The sequence below is a fragment of the Bartonella sp. AP4SXKL genome (genome assembly GCF_042195845.1).
GTDB lineage: Bacteria > Pseudomonadota > Alphaproteobacteria > Rhizobiales > Rhizobiaceae > Bartonella.
This window is the reverse complement of sequence record NZ_JBHIPA010000004.1, coordinates 78,870-104,822: the sequence shown is the minus strand read 5'-3', so window position 1 is coordinate 104,822 and position 25,953 is coordinate 78,870. Positions and strand designations below refer to the sequence as shown.

General features: G+C 38.6%; 22 protein-coding genes and 3 pseudogenes. 12 read left to right on the top strand and 13 right to left on the bottom strand.

Annotated features, from left to right (window positions below; genetic code table 11):
- Positions 1-79 precede the first annotated feature (79 nt).
- From ACFIMI_RS03580 to ACFIMI_RS03570, 3 genes are all read right to left on the bottom strand, one after another.
- The gene (locus tag ACFIMI_RS03580) at positions 80-226 is read right to left on the bottom strand and encodes a hypothetical protein (protein WP_375692248.1); all 147 of its coding nucleotides are present in this window, start codon (positions 224-226) and stop codon (positions 80-82) included.
- A gap of 16 nt (positions 227-242) precedes the next feature.
- Entirely contained in the window at positions 243-761 is a 519-nt protein-coding gene (locus tag ACFIMI_RS03575) for a DUF1465 family protein (protein ID WP_375652444.1), read from the bottom strand.
- 180 nt (positions 762-941) lie between these two features.
- Entirely contained in the window at positions 942-2,084 is a 1,143-nt protein-coding gene (locus ACFIMI_RS03570) for an OpgC family protein (protein ID WP_375692247.1), read from the bottom strand.
- A gap of 365 nt (positions 2,085-2,449) precedes the next feature.
- Here ACFIMI_RS03570 and ACFIMI_RS03565 point away from each other — a divergent pair, with 365 nt between their 5' ends.
- On the top strand, positions 2,450-3,112 hold the full coding sequence (locus ACFIMI_RS03565) for a thiamine phosphate synthase (protein ID WP_375692246.1): 663 nt from the start codon (positions 2,450-2,452) through the stop codon (positions 3,110-3,112).
- 311 nt (positions 3,113-3,423) lie between these two features.
- A complete protein-coding gene (locus ACFIMI_RS03560) occupies positions 3,424-4,161 on the top strand; it encodes a TIR domain-containing protein (protein ID WP_375692245.1) in 738 nt (245 codons plus the stop codon).
- 269 nt (positions 4,162-4,430) lie between these two features.
- Here ACFIMI_RS03560 and ACFIMI_RS03555 read toward each other — a convergent pair whose 3' ends face one another.
- Both ACFIMI_RS03555 and ACFIMI_RS03550 read right to left on the bottom strand, forming a co-directional pair.
- Positions 4,431-4,658 carry a type II toxin-antitoxin system RelE/ParE family toxin gene (locus tag ACFIMI_RS03555; protein WP_375652484.1) on the bottom strand — a complete coding sequence of 76 codons (228 nt, stop codon included), beginning with the start codon at positions 4,656-4,658 and terminating at the stop codon, positions 4,431-4,433.
- Positions 4,659-4,716: 58 nt separating this feature from the next.
- The gene (locus ACFIMI_RS03550; RefSeq protein ID WP_375652452.1) at positions 4,717-4,905 is read right to left on the bottom strand and encodes an antitoxin; all 189 of its coding nucleotides are present in this window, start codon (positions 4,903-4,905) and stop codon (positions 4,717-4,719) included.
- A 498-nt stretch (positions 4,906-5,403) separates the two neighbouring features.
- On the opposite strand from ACFIMI_RS03550, the gene ACFIMI_RS03545 reads away from it, so the two are divergent.
- From ACFIMI_RS03545 to ACFIMI_RS03505, 9 genes and pseudogenes are all read left to right on the top strand, one after another.
- Complete coding sequence (locus tag ACFIMI_RS03545) at positions 5,404-5,769, top strand: helix-turn-helix domain-containing protein (RefSeq protein WP_375668273.1); 366 nt, start codon at positions 5,404-5,406, stop codon at positions 5,767-5,769.
- Between the two features lie 340 nt (positions 5,770-6,109).
- On the top strand, positions 6,110-6,511 hold the full coding sequence (locus tag ACFIMI_RS03540; protein ID WP_375692255.1) for a helix-turn-helix domain-containing protein: 402 nt from the start codon (positions 6,110-6,112) through the stop codon (positions 6,509-6,511).
- A 364-nt stretch (positions 6,512-6,875) separates the two neighbouring features.
- On the top strand, positions 6,876-7,919 hold the full coding sequence (locus tag ACFIMI_RS03535; protein WP_375692244.1) for a tetratricopeptide repeat protein: 1,044 nt from the start codon (positions 6,876-6,878) through the stop codon (positions 7,917-7,919).
- A 605-nt stretch (positions 7,920-8,524) separates the two neighbouring features.
- Complete coding sequence (locus tag ACFIMI_RS03530) at positions 8,525-8,893, top strand: helix-turn-helix domain-containing protein (protein ID WP_273790479.1); 369 nt, start codon at positions 8,525-8,527, stop codon at positions 8,891-8,893.
- A 632-nt stretch (positions 8,894-9,525) separates the two neighbouring features.
- Positions 9,526-9,924: a hypothetical protein gene (locus ACFIMI_RS03525; protein ID WP_375620998.1), complete on the top strand. Its 399-nt coding sequence runs from the start codon at positions 9,526-9,528 to the stop codon at positions 9,922-9,924.
- 339 nt (positions 9,925-10,263) lie between these two features.
- Positions 10,264-10,614: pseudogene (locus ACFIMI_RS03520) on the top strand (helix-turn-helix domain-containing protein).
- A 489-nt stretch (positions 10,615-11,103) separates the two neighbouring features.
- The gene (gene efp, locus ACFIMI_RS03515) at positions 11,104-11,679 is read left to right on the top strand and encodes an elongation factor P (protein WP_015856958.1); all 576 of its coding nucleotides are present in this window, start codon (positions 11,104-11,106) and stop codon (positions 11,677-11,679) included.
- Between the two features lie 11 nt (positions 11,680-11,690).
- Positions 11,691-12,482 carry an inositol monophosphatase family protein gene (locus ACFIMI_RS03510; RefSeq protein WP_375656474.1) on the top strand — a complete coding sequence of 264 codons (792 nt, stop codon included), beginning with the start codon at positions 11,691-11,693 and terminating at the stop codon, positions 12,480-12,482.
- Positions 12,483-12,488: 6 nt separating this feature from the next.
- Positions 12,489-13,151, top strand: a pseudogene (locus ACFIMI_RS03505) (inositol monophosphatase family protein); the annotation flags it as partial.
- A 519-nt stretch (positions 13,152-13,670) separates the two neighbouring features.
- On the opposite strand, the gene ACFIMI_RS03500 reads toward ACFIMI_RS03505, so the two are convergent.
- The 3 genes and pseudogenes from ACFIMI_RS03500 to rpmE form a co-directional block, all read right to left on the bottom strand.
- Entirely contained in the window at positions 13,671-14,936 is a 1,266-nt protein-coding gene (locus ACFIMI_RS03500) for a hypothetical protein (protein WP_375692243.1), read from the bottom strand.
- 851 nt (positions 14,937-15,787) lie between these two features.
- Positions 15,788-16,034: pseudogene (locus ACFIMI_RS03495) on the bottom strand (ABC transporter); the annotation flags it as partial.
- A gap of 682 nt (positions 16,035-16,716) precedes the next feature.
- Positions 16,717-16,938 carry a 50S ribosomal protein L31 gene (gene rpmE / locus ACFIMI_RS03490; protein WP_005774581.1) on the bottom strand — a complete coding sequence of 74 codons (222 nt, stop codon included), beginning with the start codon at positions 16,936-16,938 and terminating at the stop codon, positions 16,717-16,719.
- Between the two features lie 187 nt (positions 16,939-17,125).
- On the opposite strand from rpmE, the gene ACFIMI_RS03485 reads away from it, so the two are divergent.
- Positions 17,126-18,916, top strand: a complete 1,791-nt coding sequence (locus tag ACFIMI_RS03485; protein WP_375686015.1) for an ABC transporter transmembrane domain-containing protein — start codon at positions 17,126-17,128, stop codon at positions 18,914-18,916.
- A gap of 1,190 nt (positions 18,917-20,106) precedes the next feature.
- Here ACFIMI_RS03485 and ACFIMI_RS03480 read toward each other — a convergent pair.
- The 5 genes from ACFIMI_RS03480 to gap form a co-directional block, all read right to left on the bottom strand.
- A complete protein-coding gene (locus ACFIMI_RS03480) occupies positions 20,107-20,262 on the bottom strand; it encodes a hypothetical protein (RefSeq protein ID WP_375613193.1) in 156 nt (51 codons plus the stop codon).
- 613 nt (positions 20,263-20,875) lie between these two features.
- Positions 20,876-21,313 carry a hypothetical protein gene (locus ACFIMI_RS03475; RefSeq protein WP_375611741.1) on the bottom strand — a complete coding sequence of 146 codons (438 nt, stop codon included), beginning with the start codon at positions 21,311-21,313 and terminating at the stop codon, positions 20,876-20,878.
- A 662-nt stretch (positions 21,314-21,975) separates the two neighbouring features.
- Entirely contained in the window at positions 21,976-23,007 is a 1,032-nt protein-coding gene (locus tag ACFIMI_RS03470; RefSeq protein WP_375632062.1) for a class I fructose-bisphosphate aldolase, read from the bottom strand.
- 109 nt (positions 23,008-23,116) lie between these two features.
- Entirely contained in the window at positions 23,117-24,310 is a 1,194-nt protein-coding gene (locus tag ACFIMI_RS03465) for a phosphoglycerate kinase (RefSeq protein ID WP_375692254.1), read from the bottom strand.
- 515 nt (positions 24,311-24,825) lie between these two features.
- Positions 24,826-25,833 (bottom strand): type I glyceraldehyde-3-phosphate dehydrogenase, encoded by a 1,008-nt coding sequence (gene gap, locus ACFIMI_RS03460; RefSeq protein WP_375611739.1) that lies wholly within the window; start codon positions 25,831-25,833, stop codon positions 24,826-24,828.
- Positions 25,834-25,953 lie beyond the last annotated feature (120 nt).

Sequence of the window (25,953 nt, the reverse complement as noted above, 5' to 3'; positions counted from 1 at the left end):
CTTAAACGTACAGCCGCCGCTTATTGACCAAAGCGCTTAAACTACAGCCGCATCTCTAAATGAAACAAAATGCACGCTTCTAAACGTAATGAATGAGAACAAATTGACGGAAAGTTTCTGGCAATTCATGCCAATGAGGGGTTTCAAGTTCCAATGTCGGTGTATGAAGTGACACTTTTACAATTTCTTTTTTTATTTGTTCTGATGATATTTCTCCTTCGCACAAAGCAAGGGGAGTCCCTCTAAGAACGCCCAAAGGCTGTTTTGAGCAATTCGATTTGTTTTCCCACTGGATTATCATCTTCTAGAGCACAGGAGGCCGCAGTTTCCCACCCAGCACGCATATAGGTTATCCGCGCTTCTAAACGCAATGAATGAGAAACAAATTGGCGAAAAACTTCTGGCAATTCATGCCAATGAGGGGTTTCAAGTTCCAATGTCGGTGTATGAAGTGACACTTTTACAATTTCTTTTTTTATTTGTTCTGATGACATTTCCCCTTCACGCTCTGCGCGAAGAAGAAGGAGTTGAGAAGCGATTTGCATAAGTCGTGTACTTAAATACATAGCCTCTTTCGCATAGACTGCAGAAACCTCTGCCGAAAGAGAGCGTGCCACTAATTTCCCTTCTGAGTCAATATACGCTGCGGTTTCTTCAATCAGCGCCATTGTTTCTTCATAGAGACGATTAAAAGCATTTTCAAAAGCATTATGCTCAATCATGATAATAGGTTCATCATATGGACGTTTATGTACACTCACGCTTTTATACTCCAAGTATCAGCACAAAATCATACCCCTTAACGAATAGAGTATTAAAAAGTTTCTTTTGTTGCTGTATAGAACGCTTTTTTTTAAAACTGCTACCTCTTTTAATTTTTTTGCGCAACGCACTTTTTATACTAAGGTTAACGTGCCCAACAAACACTACAGGAATATTTTTTATAAACGGATCATTTTCCTTGAAAAGGACCACTGCCAAGATTGCCGTTTTTCACAATAATAAGCGACTCCAAATTGCAAAGCAATACCCGTTATTATTAAGAGGGTATCGGAAAAAAACGTTTCTGTCATCACTGTTTTTATAATTTGTCCAAACATCGCAAAAATGGTTCCCGTTACAAAGACCGGTAAACTATGTTTTCCTAAAATTGCTAAAGGATGTTTCTGAGAGACATAAAACCATTTATTGATGCGCGGCAAAGAAAGAATGAGAAAGGCTAATGCAAGAACATGGAGTAAACGTGGCAAGCTTAAAAAGGTTTTATTAAAGTTCACCAATGGGGAAGACCAGCCAAGCCACCCCAAAATGCCCCACCAGTTTAAGCGAACCCATAACAGCGCCAACAAGAGATACGCTGCCGCACAAACAATCCAAAAAGACTGAAAAGCGATTTTTTTTCCTTGTTTAAGCGCTAAAGTACTGGTCAATCCTATGACAAATAAGAATTGCCAAGACAAAGGATTTAAAAACCACTTTCCCTTTAAAGGATAAGAAGGAGGAGCAATTTTGTAAAATCCGCAGATAAGATACAGTGTAAAGGAGCCCAAAAGCAGCCATTTTGTCTGCTTACAACTCAAATAAAGGATAAAAGGCGCAAAAAACATCAAAACGATATAAAGAGGAAGAATATTATTATATCCCAATTGATGCCCAAAGCTTAAGGTACTCAAAAATGCGATACCAGGCTCTTTAAAAAAGAGTCCCACGTTGTTCATCGATAAAAGTTTTTCTGTTCGCCATAATAAAAAGGCAGCAAAAAAAAGACTTAACGTGACAAAAGTCGTAAAAAGATATGCCCCATAGAGCTGCAGAGCTCTGTACCAAAGTTTTCGGATAATAAAAGCAAAGGATTTTTGCTGTAACCGTCCATGAAAGCTTAACCCAAGAGCAATCCCTGAAAGCAAAACAAACACTTCTGCACAATCAGAAAAACCGAAATTTCTATGAGTAAAAGACTCATAGATCGTTCTGGGAATATGGTTGATGAAAATCGTCAATAAGGCCAAAGAACGAAAAACGTCAATGCGTGTATCACGATGAGAAGGTTGAGTATTATGCTCAAGAATACCTTGGTACTTCATCAGTGGACTCCCACACGTTGCACCCCCCTTGAAGTCCCATAAAAATGGTGCTTACCCTTATTGCCAACAAGCATGAACAGGATGAAATTTTAATTTTTAAGAGTCAAGTTTCATTTTAAGCGTTTATTTTTTTAAAAGCAAAAGTTTTTTAAAGGCAAAAGAACGAAAAGCGTCCATACGTGTATCACAGCGAAAAGGTAACATATTATGCTTAAAAACACTCTCATTTCTCATAAACAGGCTTCCACACACCCACAAATCCTTTAAATTACGTGAAAATGGTGGTCACTTTCATTGCAAATAAGCATAATAGAATGAAACTTTAATTTTTAAGCGTTATTTTTTCTAAGAAACAGGGATTTGACATGACACAACAAAAAAATAAACCAATTGATCCACCTCTTTTCCCTCAGTTGATTTTAACACTTGATGTTCGGCGCAACACCCCACACACATTTTTGCAGCAAATTTTACAAACAAAGTCTTTTGCATGCGTCATCCTCTATGATTCTGAAAAATTGAAAGATGATAGCTCTTTTTTACAACAACAAGCGCAAACTTACGCAGAAGATATTCAACATCATGACGCAGCCCTTCTCATTGCTGATGACAGCCGCATTGCTGGGCGCATAAAGGCTGATGGATTGCACATAGAAAATGATCTTAACGCTCTTGAAAGCTTCAAAAATCAGCAAAAGGAACAAAAAATTATAGGCTTTGGCAATTTACGCAATCGCCATAGTGCTATGCTTGCAGCGGAAACAGGTGTTGATTACCTGTTCTTTGGAAAACTCGGTGCTGATAAAAAACCCCAAGCGCACCCCCGCAATCTCCAGTTAGCAACATGGTGGGCAGAAATTATGCAAACCCCCGCCATTATCCAAGCAGGAAGCGATTTTTTAACCTTTGATGAAGTCTTAAAGACTGGATGTGAATTCATTGCTGTAGAAGAAGTCATTTTGGGGAACGACAACCCCTTAATACTGCTTAAAACAATGCAAGAAAAATGTGAGAAAACCCCCTTGTAATATAGGAGGAGAATTTATAAATAAAGCGTTAACTTTCGTGCTTCTTATATAGAGCACATAACGGCATATACAAATAGGAGAAAAATTCGTTTCGTTCATTCACAATTCAATCAGATCGCTTCATCACGCAGTAAAATTTCCCATCATTTAGTCAAGTTTTCCCACGTTTCAATCAATTGAATGGAAGGTGACCGTCTCTTTTTGTGCATTGTATAAGAAAATGAAATCATAAAGCTATTTAAATTCAAATAGTTATAAAAATAAATCAACATTTTATATTAATAACCAGCGATATTGAAAGAATATAAACAGTGAAATATAGCGGAACCGTCGAAGACCTTAAAGATATAGTTAAAACAGCTGGATATAAAATCATGGAAGTTAAGTCTCTATCACTTAATTCTTCTAAAGGATATCAGATCAAAACCTCCGAAGGAGGCGTTATTAATTGGTATGAAAGCACAGGAACAATCAACGTTCAAGGCAAAGAAAACATAAAACAAAAGTTAATAGAAGATTTAGCAAAGCATATAGAAGAAACATCAACGATTCCTTCCTCAAAAACTGCCTCCAATCCTTCAAATAAAAAAATTTTTATCGTTCATGGTCATGATTGTTATGCCTTAACGGAGCTTGAAAATGTTCTTCTCAAGCTTGGTCTCGAACCATACATCTTACAAAACACGAGTGGTAATGGTTTACCCATCATTCAAACTTTGAAAAAAGAAATTTGTGACAGTTCTATAAGTTTTGGTATTGTACTCCTCACGCATGATGACATGGGTTATGCTATATCTCAAGGTGCAGAAAAAATTCAACCCCGTGCACGACAAAACGTTATTTTCGAAATGGGCATGTTAGCTGCCACACTTCCTCTTGAGAGGATTGCTATTCTACAAAAAGAAGGCATTGAAATGCTTTCAGATGTTGGTGGAGTTTACTACCTTTCTTTTAAAGAACACGTAAACGAAACATTTCCCAAACTTATTAAGCGCTTACAAAAAGCTGATTTCTCTTTTAATACAGATACAATTCATGCATTAAAGTAAATTTGAATAATGCTTATGTTTATTTTTTAAAGCGCACGCCCAAAACCACAAGGCACCCCACCACATTCCACAGACACACATCCTATAGCACAGAGAAACGATCACCCCCCTTCTTCAAACAGCAAGCGATTGTGCAAATTTAAATGAAGAGACCGCAATTCATTACCGTGGAAGAAATCATTTTAGTCTCTTTGATAAACGCGGGGCTGTTGTCATGATTTTGGTAATTGTTCCAGAAAAGTTTAAGAGGCAGATAGCCTCTGATTAGATTAAAGAAAAATAGGAAATTCACGTCGGGCATGTACTACAGCTACAATTTCGATTTGATGTGCAGCTACTCGATACAATATAAGGTAATTTGGATGCGCTACAATTTCTCGTAATCCTAATACCTTCTCACTCTGTCTGTATAAATATGGATGTTCTGCCAATGGCAGTACGGATGCTTCCAAAAACCTTTTCATTCGGCGCGCAGCAGATGGATTTTCGCGAGCAATATAGGTAACATCTGACGCAAATCGTCACGTGCCGAAGACAACCAAACAACCGGAAGCATCACTTGTCCTGTTCAGCTTCAAGCTGACTGATTATAACTTCCATTTCAGCCATAACCTCATCATGCGGAATAGGATGATATGGATTTGCAAGACTTCTCGCTACCTTATCGCGCAGCCATGCAGTGTAGCTGCTTTCCTGTTCAACGGTTTCGAACTCTGAAATTAGCGGAGAAAGGGTGGGCTTCATAATATATGTCCTTTCTATTCCTGAATATTGGAGATAATTACTCTTGTCTATGTTGTCAATATTAGCGAATTGAAAATGTTTAACTTTTAAGCGTCCAAAGTTCTTTTGATCTTAAAACTTAAGGCTTTTTAACCCTCTCAAAAAACACGAAGGCTAATGTCATGATTTTGACAATCATTCCAGAGAGATTTAAGAAGCGGATAGCCTCTCATAAAAAAACAAATTTTGTAAGTAAAAAACTATTTTTATTGTAAATTTCCTGAAATTACTTTATGAATTAAAAGATGTTTTGGTCGCATACGCAACGACCAAAAGGGGCCTTGAAAACCCTAAGTTCTAGCGTAAAGATGAACCCACTTTGTGGGTATCCCGGAATTCCGGGAGTTTTTGCTATGTCCAGGTGCTTTAAGCACTAAAAGCAAAAAAAGCTGATTAGATTTCAGTACTTTCAAGCTCCCGGAATACTCATGCGAGGGCGCTCGCAACCGGCGGGGAAAAATGCAATCTCAAAATCTTAATATTGATCTTTTTATTGGCAAAAAAATTCGTTTGAGACGAAAAATGCTAAAAATGTCTCAAACAACTTTAGGACACGCTTTAGGTGTCACTTTCCAACAAATTCAAAAATATGAAAACGGCTTAAATCGTGTCAGCGCAGGGCGTTTAATGGAAATTTCTGATATCTTGAATGTTCCCATTGCCTTTTTTTACGCCGATATCATTACAAAACAGCAGTCCCCATACCACCATGATGAAATCGCATCAAGCACAGAGGAATACCTGCTGCTCAAAAGATTTAGAGTTCTAACAACGGTAAAAAAGAAAGCCTTTTTACAGCTGATCTCTGATGAGAATGCAAGCTAACATAACGCGATAGAGTGTGCTATTCAAAGTCCCCTTTGTGAACACTTTATTGCTTGAATGCAAAACATGCCACCCCTCCATTTTAAGAAACGACACGTTAAGAGACACTATTTTAATTTTTATTGTAAATTTCCTGAAATTACTTTATGAATTAAAAGATGTTTTGGTCGCATACGCAACGACCAAAAGGGAACTGAAAACCCTAGATCCGAGCGTAAAAATAAACCCACTCCTGTGGGTATCCCGGAATTCCGGGAGATTTTGCTATGTCCAGGTGCTTCTCAGCACTAAAAGCAAAATGCTGACTCGGATTCAGTGTTTTCAGACTCCCGGAATACTCATGCGAGGGCGCTCGCAACCGGCGGGGGGCTTTAAAATGCAAACCAAAGATCTTGATAATGATATTTTCATTGGCAAAAAAATTCGTTTGAGACGAAAAATGCTAAAAATGTCTCAAACAACTTTAGGGCACGCTTTAGGCGTAAGCTTCCAACAAATTCAAAAATATGAAAACGGCTTAAATCGTGTCAGCGCAGGGCGTTTAATGGAAATTTCTGATATCTTGAATGTTCCCATTGCCTTTTTTTACGCCGATATCATTACAAAACAGCAGTCCCCATACCACCATGATGAAATCGCATCAAGCACAGAGGAATACCTGCTGCTCAAAAGATTTAGAGTTCTAACAACGGTAAAAAAGAAAGCCTTTTTACAGCTGATCTCTGATGAGAATGCAAGCTAACATCACACGGATAGCGTGCGCTATTCATAAGCATTCATATGTATTTTAAAAAGCAACCTCCATTGTAAGCATTTTTTCATTTTATGGGGATAAGCCATTGATATAATAGAAGATAAGCATCTTTACATACGATAACCCCTCATCATTATTATTTTTAACAGGACTGTATTATTTTTAACAGAACTGTTTTAAACAGTCTGTCTCTCGTCGACATTTATGCTACTTTTTTAACTTACCCAACCCTACCTTGAACCAAGACGAAAAACTGAGAGATAAAAAGTAATATAGAAATGAAATTCTTATACGGCTTGTAATGATGAAAAAAAAATGTGAAAATTCTGATCGGTAATGAGGAGAAAACACCATGATCAAGAGAAGCGTGAAGCTGCTCATCTTAGGCGTGATTGGGCTTGCAAGTTCTGCTGTAAGTTCAGCGGGAAACACTGAAGAAATCTCAAATTCTGAAAGCTCTTTCAATACGATTCAAGAAGCTTCAAACACTCAAGAACCCTTTCAGCCCTTAAAAGCTGGAGACTATGATCAAGCCTATGACTATTACATCCAAGGTTATTATTTAAAAGCTTTTCGTGAAGCACTCCGACGTGCTGAAAAAAATGATCCTTTTGCACAAACTCTTCTTGCCCGAATTTATATGGAAGGATGTGCTGTTCCTATTGACGGTGCGCGTGCTGCTTTATGGTTTGAACGTGCTGCAAAACAGGGGGAACCCCAAGCACAACTACGCTATGGACTTATGTTGTTTGATGGTAACTTTATAAAACAAAATCAAGAACTTGGTGCGCAATTCATTCAAAAAGCTGTCAAAGCAGGCGTCAAGGAAGCCTATTTTTATTATGGACAACTGCTTCTTTATAAAGCCTCACAGGAAAAACAAGCTCTCCCTGGTGTTTCTTCCCAAAGTCGTGAAAATGAAGCAATAGAGCAAGCCTTAAAATGGTACTTAAAAGGTGCTGCTCTTGGGGATGCTGAAGCGGCTTTTTCTGCTGCAAAAATTCTTTCCTTAGGCACGTTAAAGCGACCAAAAGATGATTACAATGCCCGCAAGCTCATGGAGGTAGCGGCTCAAAACAACCACTTAAAAGCTCAACTTCATTTAGCACAATGGCTTGTACAGGGGCGTGGAGGAGAAACAGATTTTCAGCGTGCTTTTCATTTACTTCACAGAAATGCCGTCAACATGATTGCACCAGCACAGATTTCCCTTGCAAGGCTTTATCGAGATGGCACAGGAACAAAAGGCGATATAATAATGGCAGCGGCATGGTATATGCTCGCAAAGGAGGCAAAAATGCAAGCTCCTGATCTTGAAATAATGCTCCAAGGCATGGATAAGGCACAACTAGAAAAAGCGCACAAAGAAGCAATAAAGCTCCTTCCTGTTTTTTAAAATACTCCTCTCTGCATCAAAAAGATAAAATTTATAGAAATTCCGAGAGATTTTGCTCTGTCTAGGTGCTTTAAGCACTAAAAGCAAAAAGGCTGATTCGGATTCAGTATTTTCAAACTCTCGGAATACCAACGCGAGGGCGCTCGCAACCGGAGGGGGCTTTAAAATGCGAGCCAAAAATCTTGATAATGACATTTTCATTGGTAACGAAAACGCACTGGTATCATTTGCTTAACAAACAATACCCAATAAGCAAAAGAGCTAGGCTATCCTGAAAATTCCGCAAGCTCTATTTTTTCATTCTTTTTGCTTGGATGAAAAACATGCCGACTCTCAGTAAAAAGCTATTTTTTATTGCCAAGCCTCCGAAATTACTTTACATATTGAAAGGTGTTTTGGTCGCATACGCAACGACCAATAGGGCTCTAAAAACCCGAAACCTCGTACATAAATTTACCCCGCTTTGCAGGTATCCCGGAATTCCGGGAGATTTTGCTATGTCCAGGTGCTTTAAGCACTAAAAGCAAAATGCTGATTCGAGGTCAGTGTTTTTAGACTCCCGGAATACCAACGCGAGGGCGATCGCAACCGGCGGGGGCTTTAAAATGCGAGCCAAAAATCTTGATAACGACATTTTCATTGGCAAAAAAATTCGTTTGAGACGAAAAATGCTAAAAATGTCTCAAAAAACATTAGGTCAACATTTAGGTGTTACTTTCCAACAAATCCAGAAATATGAAAACGGCTTAAATCGTGTCAGCGCAGGGCGTTTAAAAGAAATTGCCGATATCTTAAATGTTCCACTTGTCTTTTTCTATGCGGACACCTCAGCAAAACAACAGCCCCCATACCCTCATGATGAAATCGCATCAAGTACAGAAGAATACCTGCTGCTCAAAAGATTTAGAGTTCTAACCTCGATAAAACAAAGAGCCATTTTACAATTACTCTCTGATCAAAATGAAAGCTTTTAACATCATGACATAGAGCACTACACTCTCTGTTCTTAACTTGCCTCCCACCCCTCAAAGGACAGAAGCCCCTTCCCTATCCGGTTTGGAAACAATCCGTCTTCTCAGAACAGAACTCTTTTAGCTTCCCATTTTATGTGGTTCATTTCACAAAATTATCCGGACAAGCTCCCCCTCAAATATTCACCACACACTCTCATAAAAACATCACATGTGCAAAATTTGATGCCTTACAAGCACCACACCTCAAACGACAGTATTTTACAGCAAACAGGATAAGCATTCATACGTATTTAAAAAAAGATAGCCCTCAAAAAGCAATGCTTGAAAATTTTTTGATCAATCTGGAATAACACTTAACACATCATTTTATAATAGTGATCGAGGACATGATCTTAACATGCAAACGCAAAAAATTGCTTTTTTATCATAATCACTAAAAGCAGCAGTTTATTAAAATATACGCCACCAGAAGCACTTCAAGCAGCCTTTACAGCTGAAACCATTATTCATTGATTAATTAACCGATTGATTAGATACCGATATGTTGTTAATGTGCTATGCGTAAAGTTGCTCTTATTTCTGGAAGAGGAGCTTCGCAAATAAAGAGCAACAATAAGTAAGGGGAATTAAAGATGTTAAAATATTTATTGCTGTCACCGGTTGTGTTGGTGGCTGGTTGCGCATCTGTAGGCAGTTATTCATCAAATTATGTTGATCAAAGTCTTACAAAGCGTCAGGCACAATTAGTTGCTAACAAATTTATTAGCGGTAACAAAGGGTTTTTACCACCAGCTACAACCACACTTCTTATAAAGAAAAATAATACAGCAGACAACTTTACTCCTTTATTTATCAATCTGTTGCGACGGAATGGATATAATGTGATCTATACAGATCAACCTCAAAAGCAACAAAACATGGGTGTGAATTTGAGTTATAGAATAAGATTAAATAGTAGCACTATAGTGTCTCTTTTTCAGTATAACGTGAACGGAGAGCCGCGTTCTTATATAAATACTCAGCCCAGATGAACCCGCTATTTAATGTAAACATACTCTATATTTTACACGTAAAGACTTAAAAGCTCTTGCGAAAGGCAAAGAGATTTGCACCTCAATAAAAAACCTCATTTTTAGCCAGAGTGGATAAATTTTATTATAGATTGTGACAATACAAAATAATGTAAATTATAGCTTTGAGATTTAAGAAAAGAAGAATACTAAAAATAATGAAAATGCCCCACACCCTAGTGAATTGTTACGCGAAGATGTAAATGCAAAACTTGGACTATCTGTGATTGAAGCAGCTGAAGAGTTTTCTATATCCCGTGTAGCATTTTCTAGGGTTTTGGTAAAAATCCTTATAACGACATTTTCAGCGGCAAATTCATTGGCAAAAAAATTCGTTTGAGACGAAAAATGCTTAAAATGTCTCAAAAAACATTAGGTTAACATTTAGGTGCCACTTTCCAACAAATCCAGAAATATGAAAACGGCTTAAATCGTGTCAGCGCAGGGCGTTTAAAAGAAATTTCTGATATCCTAAATGCTCCACTTGTCTTTTTCTATGCTGATATCTTAACAAAACAACAGCCCCCATACCACCATGATGAAATCGCATCAAGTACAGAAAAATACCTGCTTTTAAAAAAATTTAGAGTCCTAACCTCGATAAAACAAAGAGCCTTTTTACAATTACTCTCTGATCAAAATGAAAGCTAACACCCCGCGATAACACACACCACGCTCTATCCCATGAGACACTCATAATAAACTCCGTATTCACATATTCATCACATATTCTTAATTAAAAACACCTCATGGTTTTAGGGAACTTATATCATTGCCATCAATTATACCATTGCCATCAATGATGATATTTTACGACACAACGGGATAAATTTCCCCAAAAATTCTAAAAAATTTTTGTGCAAATTTTTAAAAAGCTTGCGTCTGAGCGCTTTTTATGGTCTTGCAAAGAGCTGAAAAGCAAAAATACATAAAGGTCCTTTTTTACTTAAGCTTTTCTCTTTGCAAAAAGCAGGAGAAAGCCCATAAAGAGCACACAGGACCATGAGAGAGCAGCAAGGTTAATCAAAGGGATTTTAGCCCGAAAATAACAAAAGAGCTTGACCGTTAAAGGCAGCAAAGAAAAGCGCCATAAAGACAACAAGAGAGTTCTTTTTGCAAGAATAGAATTGGATAGAAACGATGAAAATTAATGGCAATGAAATTCGCCCTGGTAATGTGATCGAACATCAAGGAAGCTTATGGGTTGCAGTTAAATGCAACGCTGTAAAACCAGGAAAAGGTGGTGCATTTAACCAAGTTGAAATGAAAAATTTGATTGATGGTACAAAACTTAATGAACGCTTTCGTGCTGCTGAGACAGTTGAACGCGTGCGCCTTGAACAAAAAGATTTCACATTTCTTTATCAACAAGGGGATGCTTTGGTCTTTATGGATTCAGAATCTTATGAACAACTAGAACTTCAAAAGGATTTTGTTGGTGAACGTGCTGCGTTTCTCCAAGATGGGATGACTGTCACAGTTGAACTTTATCAAGAAAAGCCTATTGGCATCTCACTTCCTGATCAAGTTGCTGTCACGATTGCAGAAGCCGATCCTGCCATCAAAGGACAAACGGTTACCTCCTCTTATAAACCCGCCATTCTTGAAAACGGGATTCGTATTCTTGTTCCCCCCTTTATGAATGCTGGTGAACGTATCATTGTAGACACCAATGAGTTGATTTATTTGCGTCGTGCAAATGAAAAAGATAAATAAAGGAATAAACAATGGCCCATTCTGCAGTCATGAATGTCATGGTGCAAGCTGCAATGAAAGCAGGACGCTCGTTGGTACGTGATTACGGTGAAGTGCAAAATTTGCAAGTGTCTTTGAAAGGACCAGCAGATTATGTCAGCCAAGCAGATCGCAAAGCGGAAAAAATTATTTTCAATGAATTAAGCAAAGCGCGCCCCAAATTTGGTTTTCTGATGGAAGAGTCAGAAGAAATCATTGGAGAAGATTCACAACACCGTTTTATTGTTGACCCTTTAGATGGCACCACAAATTTTCTCCATGGCATTCCTTTTTTTGCTGTTTCCATTGCCTTAGAAAGCCAAGGAAAAATCGTTGGTGGTGTCATTTACAATCCCGTGAGTGATGAACTCTTTACCGCAGAACGCGGGTGTGGTGCTTTTTTCAATGACCGCCGCTGTCGCGTTTCTGCTCGACGCAGACTAGAAGATTGTGTCATTGCTACAGGAATGCCTCATTTTGGTCGCCCAAATCATGGAACCTACCTTATTGAATTACGTAATGTGATGGCAGAGGTTGCCGGACTTCGCCGTTTTGGTGCTGCTGCGCTTGATTTAGCTTATGTTGCTGCTGGAAGAACCGATGGCTTTTGGGAAGATAACCTGCAAATTTGGGATATGGCTGCTGGAATACTGATGGTTCGTGAAGCAGGTGGTTTTGTCACCGATAAAGAAGGCGGTAGCGATATATTCCGCAAAAAAAATATCATTGCCGGCAATGAACACATTCGCCTAAAATTAGAAAAAACCCTCAAAAAAGGCATTTAAGCCTAAAAAAATCCAGCAGATTACCTCAGCCAAGCAGATCGCAAAGCGGAAAAAATTATTTTAAATGAATTAAGCAAAGCGCACCCCAAATTTGGTTTTCTGATGGAAGAGTCAGAAGAAATCACTGGAGAAGATTCACAACACCGTTTTATTGTTGACCCTTTGAGATGGCACCACAAATTTTCTCCATGGCATTCCTTTTTTTGCTGTTTCCATTGCCTTAGAAAGCCAAGGAAAAATCGTTGGTGGTGTCATTTACAATCCCGTGAGTGATGAACTCTTCACCGCAGAACGCGGGTATGGTGCTTTTTTCAATAACCGACGCTGTCGCGTTTCTGCTCGACGCAGACTGGAAGATTGTGTCATTGCTACAAGCATGCCTCATTTTGGTCAACCAAATCATGGAACCTATCTTATTGAATTACGTAATGTGATGATGGAAGTTGCTGGATTGCGCCGTTTTGGCGCTGCTGCTCTTGATTTAGCTTATGTTGCTTCTGGCAGAACCGATGGCTTTTGGGAAGATAACCTGCACATTTTTGATAAAACTACCAGCATACTGATGCTTCGCGAAGCCGGTGTTTTTGTCACTAATAAAGAAGGCGGTAGCGATATATTCCGCAAAAAAACATCATTGCCGGAAATGAACACATTCGCATCAAACTATAAAAAACTTCAAAAAAGCATTTAATTCTTACAGTTTTTTACAAAACCCTTAGAACCTTAAACAAACACATGAAGAAAGAGTTTTTAATTTTCTTTCAAATAACGATAGGAAATAACTGATTAGATAGTGACAAAAAACATCACCACGAACAAAAAATGTACTTGCTATAAGCCCCCACAAAAGCAATCCCCAATAGCTTACCTTATTGACGTTTCTGTTATTCAAATTCCCCTGCAAACAAACTGAAAAAGGCAATAAAAACAAATCCCATCATAACAAACGCCCCAAAAAGCAATTATCGAACCTGAGGCAAAAACCTCTCCTACTTCTCTTGAGAGATCACTCTTACACTGCGCGCAAAAACTTGACTCTAGAAGAGCCCACTCTCTCCTTTTTGGTAAGAGCTGCTCTACATTACTCTCACTGCTTATCAATATGTTTCACCACCGCGTGTGATAACAGAGGTTTCAGTAAATTCACCGATTCATACAATTGTTATCAGCTTCTCCTTCTTTTCAGCATTATTCTAAAGTATGTATCAAATAGGCATAAGATTTATTGCACTTCAAATAGTTATTTGCGAGAACCGCTGCCTGTATTTCATTCTCAAACTGTTCTTTATTTTTATCAATAGCCTCTTCCAGCACCTTTACCTTCTCATCCCCAAAGATAACTTGTAATTTTGTTTGTGTGGTAAGCTTCTCCCAAAAAATCAACCGGTTATCGCATTTCTCATTTGATGATTTCATCCACTCTTTAACGCCTAATTTGTAAGCTTCTTCAAATGTTGGTATCTTTTCATCAAGGACTAGGTCTTTTTTCTCTTCTTTATCTCTCTCTTTACAAACCTCCATTGCCCTTTCAACCGTAGAGTAACAACAACTTTTATCAAAGGCAATATATCCTTCTTTCACCGTATCAATAAGCATCTTATAGTAAATGAAAGTTTCTCTTGCCGCCTTATAATCACTGGAAACATCATACAATAAGGATAGAAGCTCTCTTTTACAAATGCATAGTACACTACTGTCACCAGGCATACTCCCAAATCCTCCCAGTTTTTTTAGCGTTTCATATTCAGTATATTTAGGTATGTCTTCAAAGTAAATTTCCAGAGATGCTAAGTCACGATAGAACCCTGAAGCTTTATCTTTTTGTTGCTGTTCGTATTCAGCTGTAATCATATCATCAATCATATATAACCACCAATGAAACAACAGCATTGTAGGCTTATAGCGCTTTTTTTTCGTCAAAGGGTCCACAAACTTTCGTAATGTGACACCATTCTGTCTCATGAATCGCACAACTTTAGGATAAGTTTCTTTAAAAATTGGACGCATCATTAATTCATTTATTCTTTCGATGTGCTCAGCAGTAAATTCTACTTCCAGCGCCTTTTCATAGAGAAAAAATATATCTACATATCCTTGAGCACAAATATCTTGTACCATTGGATGCTGCTGTTTTTTAGATTCATAAGATTCAGAAATGTATCCAATTTTTTTTATCTCTAATATACTCCTTTCCCATTCCTTTACTTCTTCATCCCATTGTTTAATCCATTTTGGCGATATTTTTTGAGTTTTTTTAACAAGCCTTTGTTCCCATTGTGCAATAATATCTTGGTATATCGCGCACTCTCGATCTTTTAGCTGCCATAATTTCTCATATTGCTCAAGTTGTTCACTTAATTGCTTTTTCTGATAATTTGCTAACCAAAGACTATAGATTATGCTCCCTATTATAACTATTCCTACTATAACTATGAAAGTATCGTGATCACTCATTCTTGCTTTCTTTTATTCTCACCAGTATTTAACGCAGCTCTTTTATCGATCCCTCGATATTGTATCAATATGTATATAATTGATTCAGGATTTGCTATATATTCTATTTTTATGAAAAAAATAAACAAAATATAGATATTTTTATTGGTAAAATAAAACAATTTGTATTTAATTGTACTGCTCTAATGATTTATGCACTTTTAAGAAGAGCTTTATAATTCTTAAAATGCACTCCCACAATATTGGTTCAAAGTACTCAAAAGCCTAACACAGCAAAACATGGCTGCGTGCTCACCTTGTTTTATAAAATTGATAAAAAGCGTCTTTCTACTCATTTATCGGCTCTTTTTTAGTAAAGCGACATCATCATACACTTTCCTAATCCCCTCAATATTACTACAGCCCCTAAAACTTGAGACGCTTCATGAAGAAGACTTATTCTTTCTTTAAGTATTTTTACTTCACGCAATCTTCCCTGCTTGGTATATGCAAGAGACATGGTTTTGACTAATGCAACATAATCAAATTTGAAACGAGAAATTCCATGTAAGATCTTTCATGAAAAACAATGAGTTATCATTATAAATCAACGTGACAGTGCTGTTATGAAGAGAACTCCTCGCTCATCTTAATAGTCCATAGCGATTTAACTGGATATCGTTTTACATTCTATACACAGAAGTGTCTTTATAAAAATACTTCATCTCAGGCAAAAAAAGAACAGCCCGTTAAAAAAGAAAAACACCTCAATGCTTGCTTTTCTTTTTTCCATGAGAGATTTAAATTGATAAGCCTGTCTGAAAAGAATACTGTTTATGCCCTTAAAGATACTGCTCTTGTATCAAGATCACTTACTCAGATGAAAATTGCAGTTGAGCCAAATGCGCATAAACATTATTTTTTATAATGAGTTGTGTGTTCCTTCTTCCACAAAAGCGCCTTTATCCATCACGAGAATACGATCTGCTTTTAAAATTGTTGCCAAACGATGTGCAATGACCAGGATTTAGGATTTTGCATCAATCCTTCTAAGGTATCTTGCACCAACTTTTCACTGTTTGCATCTAAAGCAAATCTTGCTTCATCAAGTGGCAACATTTTGATTTATAATAATAATTCATTGTCTTGTATGTTGAATGAGAATCCCGAATACCGTAGGATTCTCTCATTTCAAACCATGTTCCATGGTGAACCAATCAAAACCATGTCTTTTGCACGTACCAAGCGGAGAAAGCCCGCGTGAATAAAAAACTATTAAGAAAGAACTTAAAATGCCTATAATAAATTATCTCAAGTGCCAAGGGCTGTAGCAACATCCACGAGTTGGCAAATATAATGACGGTGCCAGCTTGCAACAAGAGGGCTGCATTTCTTAAAAAATGCGTTGTTTTTGCCCCCCAGAAAGCATGGTACCACGTTCTTCTACTTGCGTATCCAAGCCATCTGGTAAAGCTTGAATAAATTCAAATACATTGGCAGCTTTAGAAGCGGCAAAAATTTCCTCTCCATGGGTATGTTCAGTTCCAAAAAAAGAAGAAAAGTTTACAATTATTTTATTTCAAGTCTTTATACTCTAGGGAAGAAAGGATTTATGCATATATTCAAAATGATTTTTGAATATAAAAACGCAACCACAATGATTTATAAGTGTTTAAGACCCATCTGTTTATGTCGGATGCGTTTTTGAATTAATATTTAAAGTGCACTCTTTGATAGGATAAAAATCCATCCATTTGCAATCGATTTGTTTAAAACCTTTGTACCCCATAAAAGGAGGCTTTTACATGCCAATATTACCAAAACGATTTTTGAATTTAGAAAGACGACCACCACGATCTACGAGTGTTTGGGAGCCACCTGTCCATGCCGGATGCGTTCTTGGATCAATATCTAGATTAAGAGTATCGCCTTCTTTCCCCCAAGTAGAGCGCGTCGTATATTGGGTTCCATCCGTCATAACAACGGTAATTTTGTGATAGTTGGGGTGAATATTCGCTTTCATGCGTCAAACCTTTTGCGTTTATAGAATGAAATAGCACTTGCTTGTTTTTTTAAGTGCACTTCCTTTGTCTTTTTGATACATTGATTTAAAGTATTTATTTCTATAACTGAGCACGCATCAAAAAACAAGTGTTCAAGATACATCATTGTATCAAGTGTTACAAATCCAATACAGTGAGCAAAATTTTATGACATTACGTTCTCGTTCAGAAAAATCGACAAAGTCTTCCCCTAAAAAATCTTCATTCTCTTCGCTTGCAATTTTTGTTCCCTATATTTTGCGCTATCGTTGGTTGTTTATCTTTGCTTTTCTAGCATTATCTGTTGCTGCTCTTGTCACATTAGCTTTGCCTGTGGCTATCCGCCAAATGTTTGATCATGGGTTTTCTACTTCAAGCCATGGACATATTAATTTTTACTTTGGAATTTTGTTTATCTTAGCCTTGTTTCTCGCATTTGCTTCAGCAGCCCGTTATTACTGTGTTATCACCTTAGGAGAACGGATTGTTGCCGATTTACGGCGTGATGTGTTTGTCCATATTATGAAACTTTCTCCTGCTTTTTTTGATCGATCACATTCAGGAGAGATTGTTTCAAGGCTTCTAACAGATACCACACAAATAAAATTAGCTGTGGGCTCTACCGCCTCTACCGCATTGCGTCAGCTGATTATCGTGATCGGAGCCGTCGTAATGATGGTGATCACCAATGCTAAATTGTCTTTGTTGGTTTTAGCGGCTATTCCTGTTGTGGCCATTCCCTTGGTAGTCTTTGGACGTAAAGTTCGCTCTCGTACCCGCGCGGCGCAAGATCGTCTCGCAGATGCCAATGCTGTTGCTACAGAGCAGGTAAGTGCTATTCGCACTGTGCAAGCTTTTACCGCTGAAAAACTCGTTACAATACGTTTTTCACAATTGATAGAACGTGCTTTTCAAACAGCACGTGCTTCTGTAATCTTGCGCTCCTTTTTTACGGGGTTTGCAATTTTTTTGGTTTTTAGCAGTGTGGTTGCTGTTTTATGGATTGGATCGCGTGATGTTTTGAATGGAACGATGACAGGAGGGACATTAGGGCAATTTGTCCTTTATGCGGTTTTTGGAGCTTCTACTTTTGCGCAATTATCGGAACTGGGAGCAGAATTAATCCAAGCAGCAGGCGCTGCTGAACGGCTTGCCGAATTGTTACAAGAACAACCTACTATTGTAGCTCCTAAAAATGCTTTATCATTAGAGCAACCTGTTCGAGGTGAACTTGTTTTTGATCAGGTTGATTTTACCTATCCTTCTAGACCACAAGAGAAGGTTTTACGCTCGCTTTCATTTTCTGTAAAAGCAGGCGAAACGGTTGCTTTTGTTGGGGCTTCCGGAGCAGGAAAAAGCAGCATTTTTTCTTTGATCCTTCGTTTTTATGATCCGACAAATGGAACAATTCGGTTGGATGGCATAGAAATTAATCGCCTTTCTTTACAAGATTTACGCAGTGCAATTTCCTATGTTCCACAAGATGTTGCTATTTTTGATGGAACATTGCGTGATAATATTATTTTTGGAACTGAAAATACCCATGAAGAAGAAATCCTTGCTGCTGCTAAAACGGCTAATGCACTTGAATTTATTCAAGCTTTACCAGATGGCTTGGATACGCAAGTAGGAGAACGCGGTACCATGCTTTCTGGGGGACAAAAACAACGCATTGGTATTGCGCGGGCAATTTTAAGAAATGCACCCCTGTTGCTGCTTGATGAAGCAACATCTGCTTTAGATGCAAACAGTGAAAAGTTGGTGCAAGACGCCTTAGAAGGGTTGATGCAAAACCGCACAACCTTGGTCATTGCACATCGTTTGGCAACAATTTTAAAAGCAGATCGCATTCTTGTTATGGATAAAGGCGCCCTTGTGGAAGAAGGAACCCATGCCGAACTTGTGGCAAAAAATGGCGTTTATGCTTACCTCGCAAAATTGCAATTTTCACCCGAATAAGTAATCTTGATACAAGAGCAATATCTTTAAGGGCATAAACAGCACTTTTTTCAGACAGGCTTATCAATTTAAATCTCTCATGGAAAAAAGAAAAGCAAGCATTGAGATGTTTTTCTTTTTTAACGGGCTGTTCTTTTTTCTGCGCAAGATGGAGTATTTTTATAAAGACACTTCTGTGTACAGAATATAAAATAATACCCAGTTAAATCTCTATGGGCTATTAAGATGTGCAAGGAGTTCTCTTCATAACAGCACTGTCACGTTGATTTATAATGACAATTCATTGTTTTTCATGACAGATCATGAATACCATAGGATTTTCTCATGTCAAACCCTCATAGTGAGTCAAACAAAATCTCTTGGCTTGCTCATCACAAGCAGAGTTGGCGTGTGAAGTGAAACGGTACAAGAAAGGAATAAAATACCTCTCTTGCCCCTTTACGTTCTAAGGGCTGTCAAAACATTGGGGCGCTGACAAAAGAGTATACGCTGGCAAAGAGTATAATGGTGCTCGCTTGCTGAAACCCTTACGCGGCTCACTTGATAGGCTCTAGGGACACAAGCACTACCCTAAAGACTGACCACACTCTTTAAAAAAACTGAATATGAAAATTTTTTCATGCCCTCTCTCACCGCTCTAAACAATAGTGTTTACCGAAAATCATGACAAATTGTAATTCACAAATACGCTTCTCTCTATTGCAAGAATATCCTTTTATTCTCTTTCAAACACACGAACACTTTTTGAATATTGTTTGCAGATTCATATTATTGAAAAAGAGCAAAGACTTTTTTAGCACTTTTGGGCTTCTTATAACTTTGTGAGAGCACATGAGCAACAGCTTTTATAATAAACCGGCTTTTGGCAAAATTGTAAAATTTTATCAAATTTATTGTTTGTAAATATCACCACGATCACTGTTCTGCTCTTGCAGACACCGCAACCTCAAAACACCGTTCTCTTTGCTCATAAATTGTCTCTCCAGCTCTCTCTTTCAGGCATAGCCCATAAAAATAAGGATAGAGTACTTCGATTGAACACCATCTTCTCACCCCCTCCAAGCCCCATATATTTTACAGCCCTCAACTTTATAGCACCCCCTATCATGCTTTAAGAAGGCACATTAACGATGATAAGAACATATACAAAGAAGATACATCTTTAGGGTATTTATGTTTAAAAGCTTGCACTAAATCATAATTTTTTTGTATAGCGAGCCAAGCATATGCAGAACTGACACCCTAACCATTTCAAACCATTCAACTGTTTCAGGAACAGATAAGCCAAGTTTTACGATTATATCTTCAACCACGAATTCACCAAAATGCAGCGGTTTTTCCATCATTTTTTAGCGCTCCCTCTTCAGTGATCCTCTAGATAATTAACTCATTCAGCATCTATACCAGAAAAGCGAAATATTACATGCTAATTTTCCTTTACATTCATTAGCCAAGCCCCCTCAAAATGACCTTTTAGTGAATAGAGCTAAAAGGATAAGTCTTCAAAACCATTTGGTGAGATAGCTATATCAAGAGCACCTAAAATACGCCTTAGTTTCTAAGATAGGCAACTTCCCCCCTTTATCGTATCAGTCTTGTAGAACTTTAAACCCTTTATCTTCAAATCAAAAAATCATAATTGGATTATATTGCATAAAGATGCTTTTTCTCATTTTTCCATTTAACACACGATAAGTTACCATTTAGGCACGATGAGAAGCTTTCCCCTTATATCATACATGAGAAAAACAAAATAAGCCGTTTGAGTGTCTTAAGGTCAAGGATGCCGTTAGGCGCACCGCCCTTGTAAAGGGTTGCCTTGAGGCTTAAGGACCCAAGGCTTGTTAGTCCCTTCATTAAAAGCGGGTTTGATGTTATGATTTTGGAGAGCGATTATTAAGAATTTGAGAGGCAGACAGCCTCTCATTTTTATTTGTATGCAAACGAATTGCACTCTATTTATTCAGGGAGAATAAGAACATACCCAGGAGGTGCTAAACGGAACAAGAGAGCGTCGTAACCCCACATAGCATACATGCAGCAAATAGAAAAAACGCCTTCACCAATTGCTAAGATTAATGTGAGCGATATACCGGCTTCATCTGCTGTTGCTTCGCGGCGTTGTAAGTAGTATCCGACAAAAAAGAAAAAGCACGCTAATCCACTCGCACCCGAAAAGAAGCTTAGTATGGCATGAACCGGTCCACGTATGTTGAACAGGATAAGAAAAATTGTGAAAGTAAATACTGCAAAGATCCCTTCGAATACCCCACGCACCATATTGCACAATTTTCGCATCATAATTGCAGAAAAGCTCTGTTCTGCGTATCGATTTTTTCTTTTGATGCTTGTATTCTTAGAAGATATACTGTTATTTTTAGAAGATATACCGTCCACAACTCCCCCCCCGTTTTAAGCCAAGATGCTATGAAGTTAGACATTTGTAATTATATCATCAAAAAATACAAGAAAAATTTATCCATTTTAACGAAAAAATAGGTGTTTTATTGAGGTGCAAATCTATTTTCTTTCGCAAGAGTTATTCAATTCGTTCGCCAATAGAAAAACTACCCCCATTGAAGAGGAAGCTATCCTGACGCAGAAAAGCTTCATAAGCTGTATTCCAATCCGCTCAGAAATCGCAACTCTCTAATCTACCCGCTTAATCCACCTTTGAAACTGCAATCAAATAAATTCTGCTGATGACAAGTAATGATAACATGAAAAAGAAAAAATATCATAATATCAAACTCTTCAATACAGTATGAGCTTTATGATTTTCACGCAAAAAGTAAGTACCCACCCATGAACGACACCATACTAAAGTGCTGTGCATTCACAAATTTCCTAGCATTGTCTCCCCTTCTCGAAATTGCACCTCTCCCGCAATTTTATCTCTTGATAGCACCCATTAAAGACTTTTAAAAGGTCCAAGGAAAAAACTCTCTGAGAAAGCTTTCAAGCCTAAAATGCCCCCGCCATTTTTATCATGATGAGGGCACAAAAAATCACGCAGAAATATGAAAAATCTCTCCGCATTTAAAAACAGAGCTTGTGCTTCAAGCGCACGCTTTTTCTTGTTCTTTTGTCCATTGTCCCAAAGCCGCAAGATGATTCATCCGAGCCCGATGACGAAATGCCTTCTGTGCAACAGCAATATTCTCATCTTTTCCTGCCCATGCTTTTAAGGCAGCTGCTTGCAATGCGCGTCCATAGGAAAAGGTCAATTTCCAAGGCAATACGCCCAAAGAATTCATAGCAGATAAATGCGCCGTTGCTTCCTGATCAGACTGCCCTCCAGAAAGAAAAGCAATTCCTGGAACAGCAGCAGGAACAGTTTGTTTAAGCACTTGGACGGTCTTTTCAGCAACTTCTTCAACAGAAGCCTTGCGAGCATCCTTTCCATCAATCACCATATTGGGCTTTAAAATCATCCCCTCCAAAAGAACACGAGCTTCAAACAATTCTTTAAAGACAGCTTGCAAAACAGTGCGTGTCACCTCAAAGCAGCGTGTGATTGAATGCCCACACGATGATCCATCCATCAACACTTCCGGCTCAACAATGGGCACAATATTGAACTCCTGACATAAGGCAGCATAGCGTGCAAGAGCTTGTGCATTTTGTCTTATGGCGCCTCTTGTTGGCAAAGTGTATTCATCAATAGCAATTACCGCACGCCATTTAGCAAAACGTGCTCCCAAAGCATAATAATCTTTTAGCCGCTCACGAAGACCATCCAACCCTTCGGTAATTGTCTCTTGGGGAAAAGCAGCCAAGGGTTTTGCACCGGTATCAACTTTAATGCCTGGCAAAGCGCCTGAATCCCGAATAAGATCCGTCAACATTTTCCCAGTTGATGCTTTTTGCCGAATGGTTTCATCAAATAAAATAACCCCAGAGATGGCGTTTTCCATCGCTTCTTTTGTACTAAAAAGCATTTCACGATAAGCACGGCGCTTATCTTCATTGGATTCAACACCAATGCTTTCAAAACGCTTTCCAATGGTCGCCGTACTTTCATCTGCCGCCAAAATACCTTTACCCGCATGCACCAAAGCAAGTGCAATATCTTCAAGCCGTTCATTCATAAAAAAATTCCTCTTTATTTTGTCTTAATTTCTAAAAATGCGCAACACTATCAAAACACTCTACACGACCGTATAGTTTTTCTTTAACCTTCCCCTTCAAAGAAGCCCTTTAAGCCTGCATGAGGGCAAGAATACCAGGAAGAGTCTTTCCTTCCATCCATTCCAAAAAAGCTCCTCCAGCAGTCGAAAGATAAGTAAAATCATTGGCAACACCGGCATGATTAAGGGCAAAAACCGTATCGCCCCCTCCGGCAATTGAAACCAACTTTCCCGTCAAACTACGTTCTGCTGCATGGTGTGCAACGGCAATGGTTCCCTTATCAAAAGGAGACATCTCAAAAACACCAAGGGGTCCATTCCACACAAGAGTAGCAGCTTCATCTATCGCAGCATTGATATGCGCAATAGAGCGCGTCCCAATATCCAATATCATGCCATCTTGTGGAATATCTTCAATGTCATAAAGACGATGCGGTGCATCTTTTTCAAAACGAAATCCCACAACAGCATCCTGAGGGAGCAGAAGCGTACAGTGACACTCTCGCGCTTTTTTAATAATTTTTTTTATCGTTTCCATCAATGCATGTTCACACAGTGATTTCCCTACATGGATACCTTGCGCTGCTAAAAAACTGTTAGCCATCCCCCCACCAATAATTAAGGAGTCAACTTTTTCCACCAAATGATTGAGCACAAAAAGCTTACTAGAAACCTTTGCTCCTCCCACAAGGGCAACCACAGGACGTGCTGGATTGCCAAGTCCTTTTTCTAATGCCTGCAATTCACCTTGCAAAGAGCGTCCTGCATAAGAAGGCAACAAATGCGTTATTCCCTCCACCGAAGCATGGGCACGATGAGAAACTGAAAAAGCATCATTAACATAGAGATCTCCATTATGAGCCAAAGCTTCTGCAAAAGAACAATCATTCTTTTCTTCACCAGCATAAAAACGAACATTTTCAAGCAGTAAAACACCACCATTTTGTAATGACTCAACTGCAACCTGCACCGCCGAACCGATACAGTCCGGAGCAAAAGCAACCGGCTGATTAATGATCTTTTCCAGCACTTGCACAACAGGACGGAGTGAAAACTCTTGCTCTACCTTTCCTTTAGGGCGACCACAATGAGAAAGCAGAATAAGTTTAGCACCACGCTTTTGCAGCTCAACGAGTGTCTCTTTATGTCGTACAAGACGGGTCTCATCGCATACCTTACCTTGCGCCATAGGAACATTAAAATCTACGCGCACCAGAACACGTTTACCCAAAACATCAACATCATCAAGTGTACGAAACCCCATCACTGCTTCCTCTTCACTTTCCATTGTTTCAAATAAAAACGCATCCAACAACCCTGCCCACTTTTCTTTCCACTTATCCCCCTCTTTGCTTTTACAAGAGATCCACGACAGCCTATCTCTCACCCTTTGCTTAATAAAAATCCAAAGCTTTTATCGTCAAATGTACAAAAGCCCACCATTGCTCTTAATCTTCATATTCCATTGTGGCAAACAAATGCATTGGCTCAACTTGATCTCTATTAAAGCTTCCTTTTACTTCTAGGAAAAAGAGTTTACATCTCCTGTTTTCTAACGTTTTCTCAAAAGGTATCTCGTTCAGATCTTACTTTTTCAAAGTTTACTCTTTCATGCATCTTTTAAAAGCACGTATTGACACAGTATTAAAACAAAACACATCATCAATTTTTCAATAGCCTCTTCTCTCTAGCGCATGAGAACAACAGCCTCTAACTGTTTTTCTCAAAATTGCACAAAAATGAGACTTTTCCCTATAAAAAGAGGACCCTGAGGTCCTCTTATATTGTCTTAGCAAAAGCCACAGCCGTATCACTCATACGGTTAGAAAAGCCCCATTCATTATCATACCAAACCAGAACGCGACAGAGCTTACCATCAATCACTTTGGTTTGATCATTGTGGAAAATAGCTGAATGAGGATTATGATTAAAATCACAACTCACGAGTTTCTCTTCTGTAGTGTCCAAAACACCCTTCAAAGAACCTTGTGCAGCAGTAGCAATAGCTGTATTAATTTCTTCGATTGTTGTGGAACGCTTAGCGATAAATGTCAAATCAACCACAGAAACATTAGGGGTCGGAACACGAATCGATACACCATCAAGCAATCCCTTTAATTCTGGCAAAACCAATCCCACAGCTTTTGCCGCTCCTGTTGAGGTAGGAATCATAGAAAGAGCTGCCGCACGTGCACGATAAAGGTCCCGATGCATTGTATCCAATACAGGTTGATCACCCGTATAAGAATGGATTGTTGTCATAAAGCCCTTTTCAATGCCCACCGTGTTGTGTAAAACTTGTGCAACAGGCGCCAAACAATTGGTTGTACAAGAAGCATTTGAAACAACGCGATGCTCGCTGCTTAAAGATTGATGATTAACCCCATAGACGACCGTAAGATCTGCTCCTTCAGAAGGCGCAGAAATAAGAACACGCTTTGCCCCCGCATCTAAATGAGCACTTGCTTTATCACGCGCAGTAAAAATACCCGTACATTCCAAAGCAATATCGATATCCAAATCTTTCCAAGGCAATTGAGCAGGATCACGCTCTGCGCATACCTTTATTAAACCACCTCCCACATCAATAGCATCCCCTACCACCTTAACGATCCCAGGAAAACGCCCATGAACTGAATCATAGCGTAATAAATGGGCATTTGTTTCCACCGATCCCAAATCATTAATTGCAACCACTTCAACATCTTGTCGTCCACTTTCCACAAGTGCACGTAAAATATTGCGACCAATACGACCAAACCCATTAATTGCAACACGAACTGTCATTTCACATGTTTCCTCATCAATTTTTAAAAGCACAACATTTAAAACACAATAAATGGGTATTTCACCAATCCAAAATCATTAATTCCCACAATGTCAATATCTTGATCACTCACTCACTTA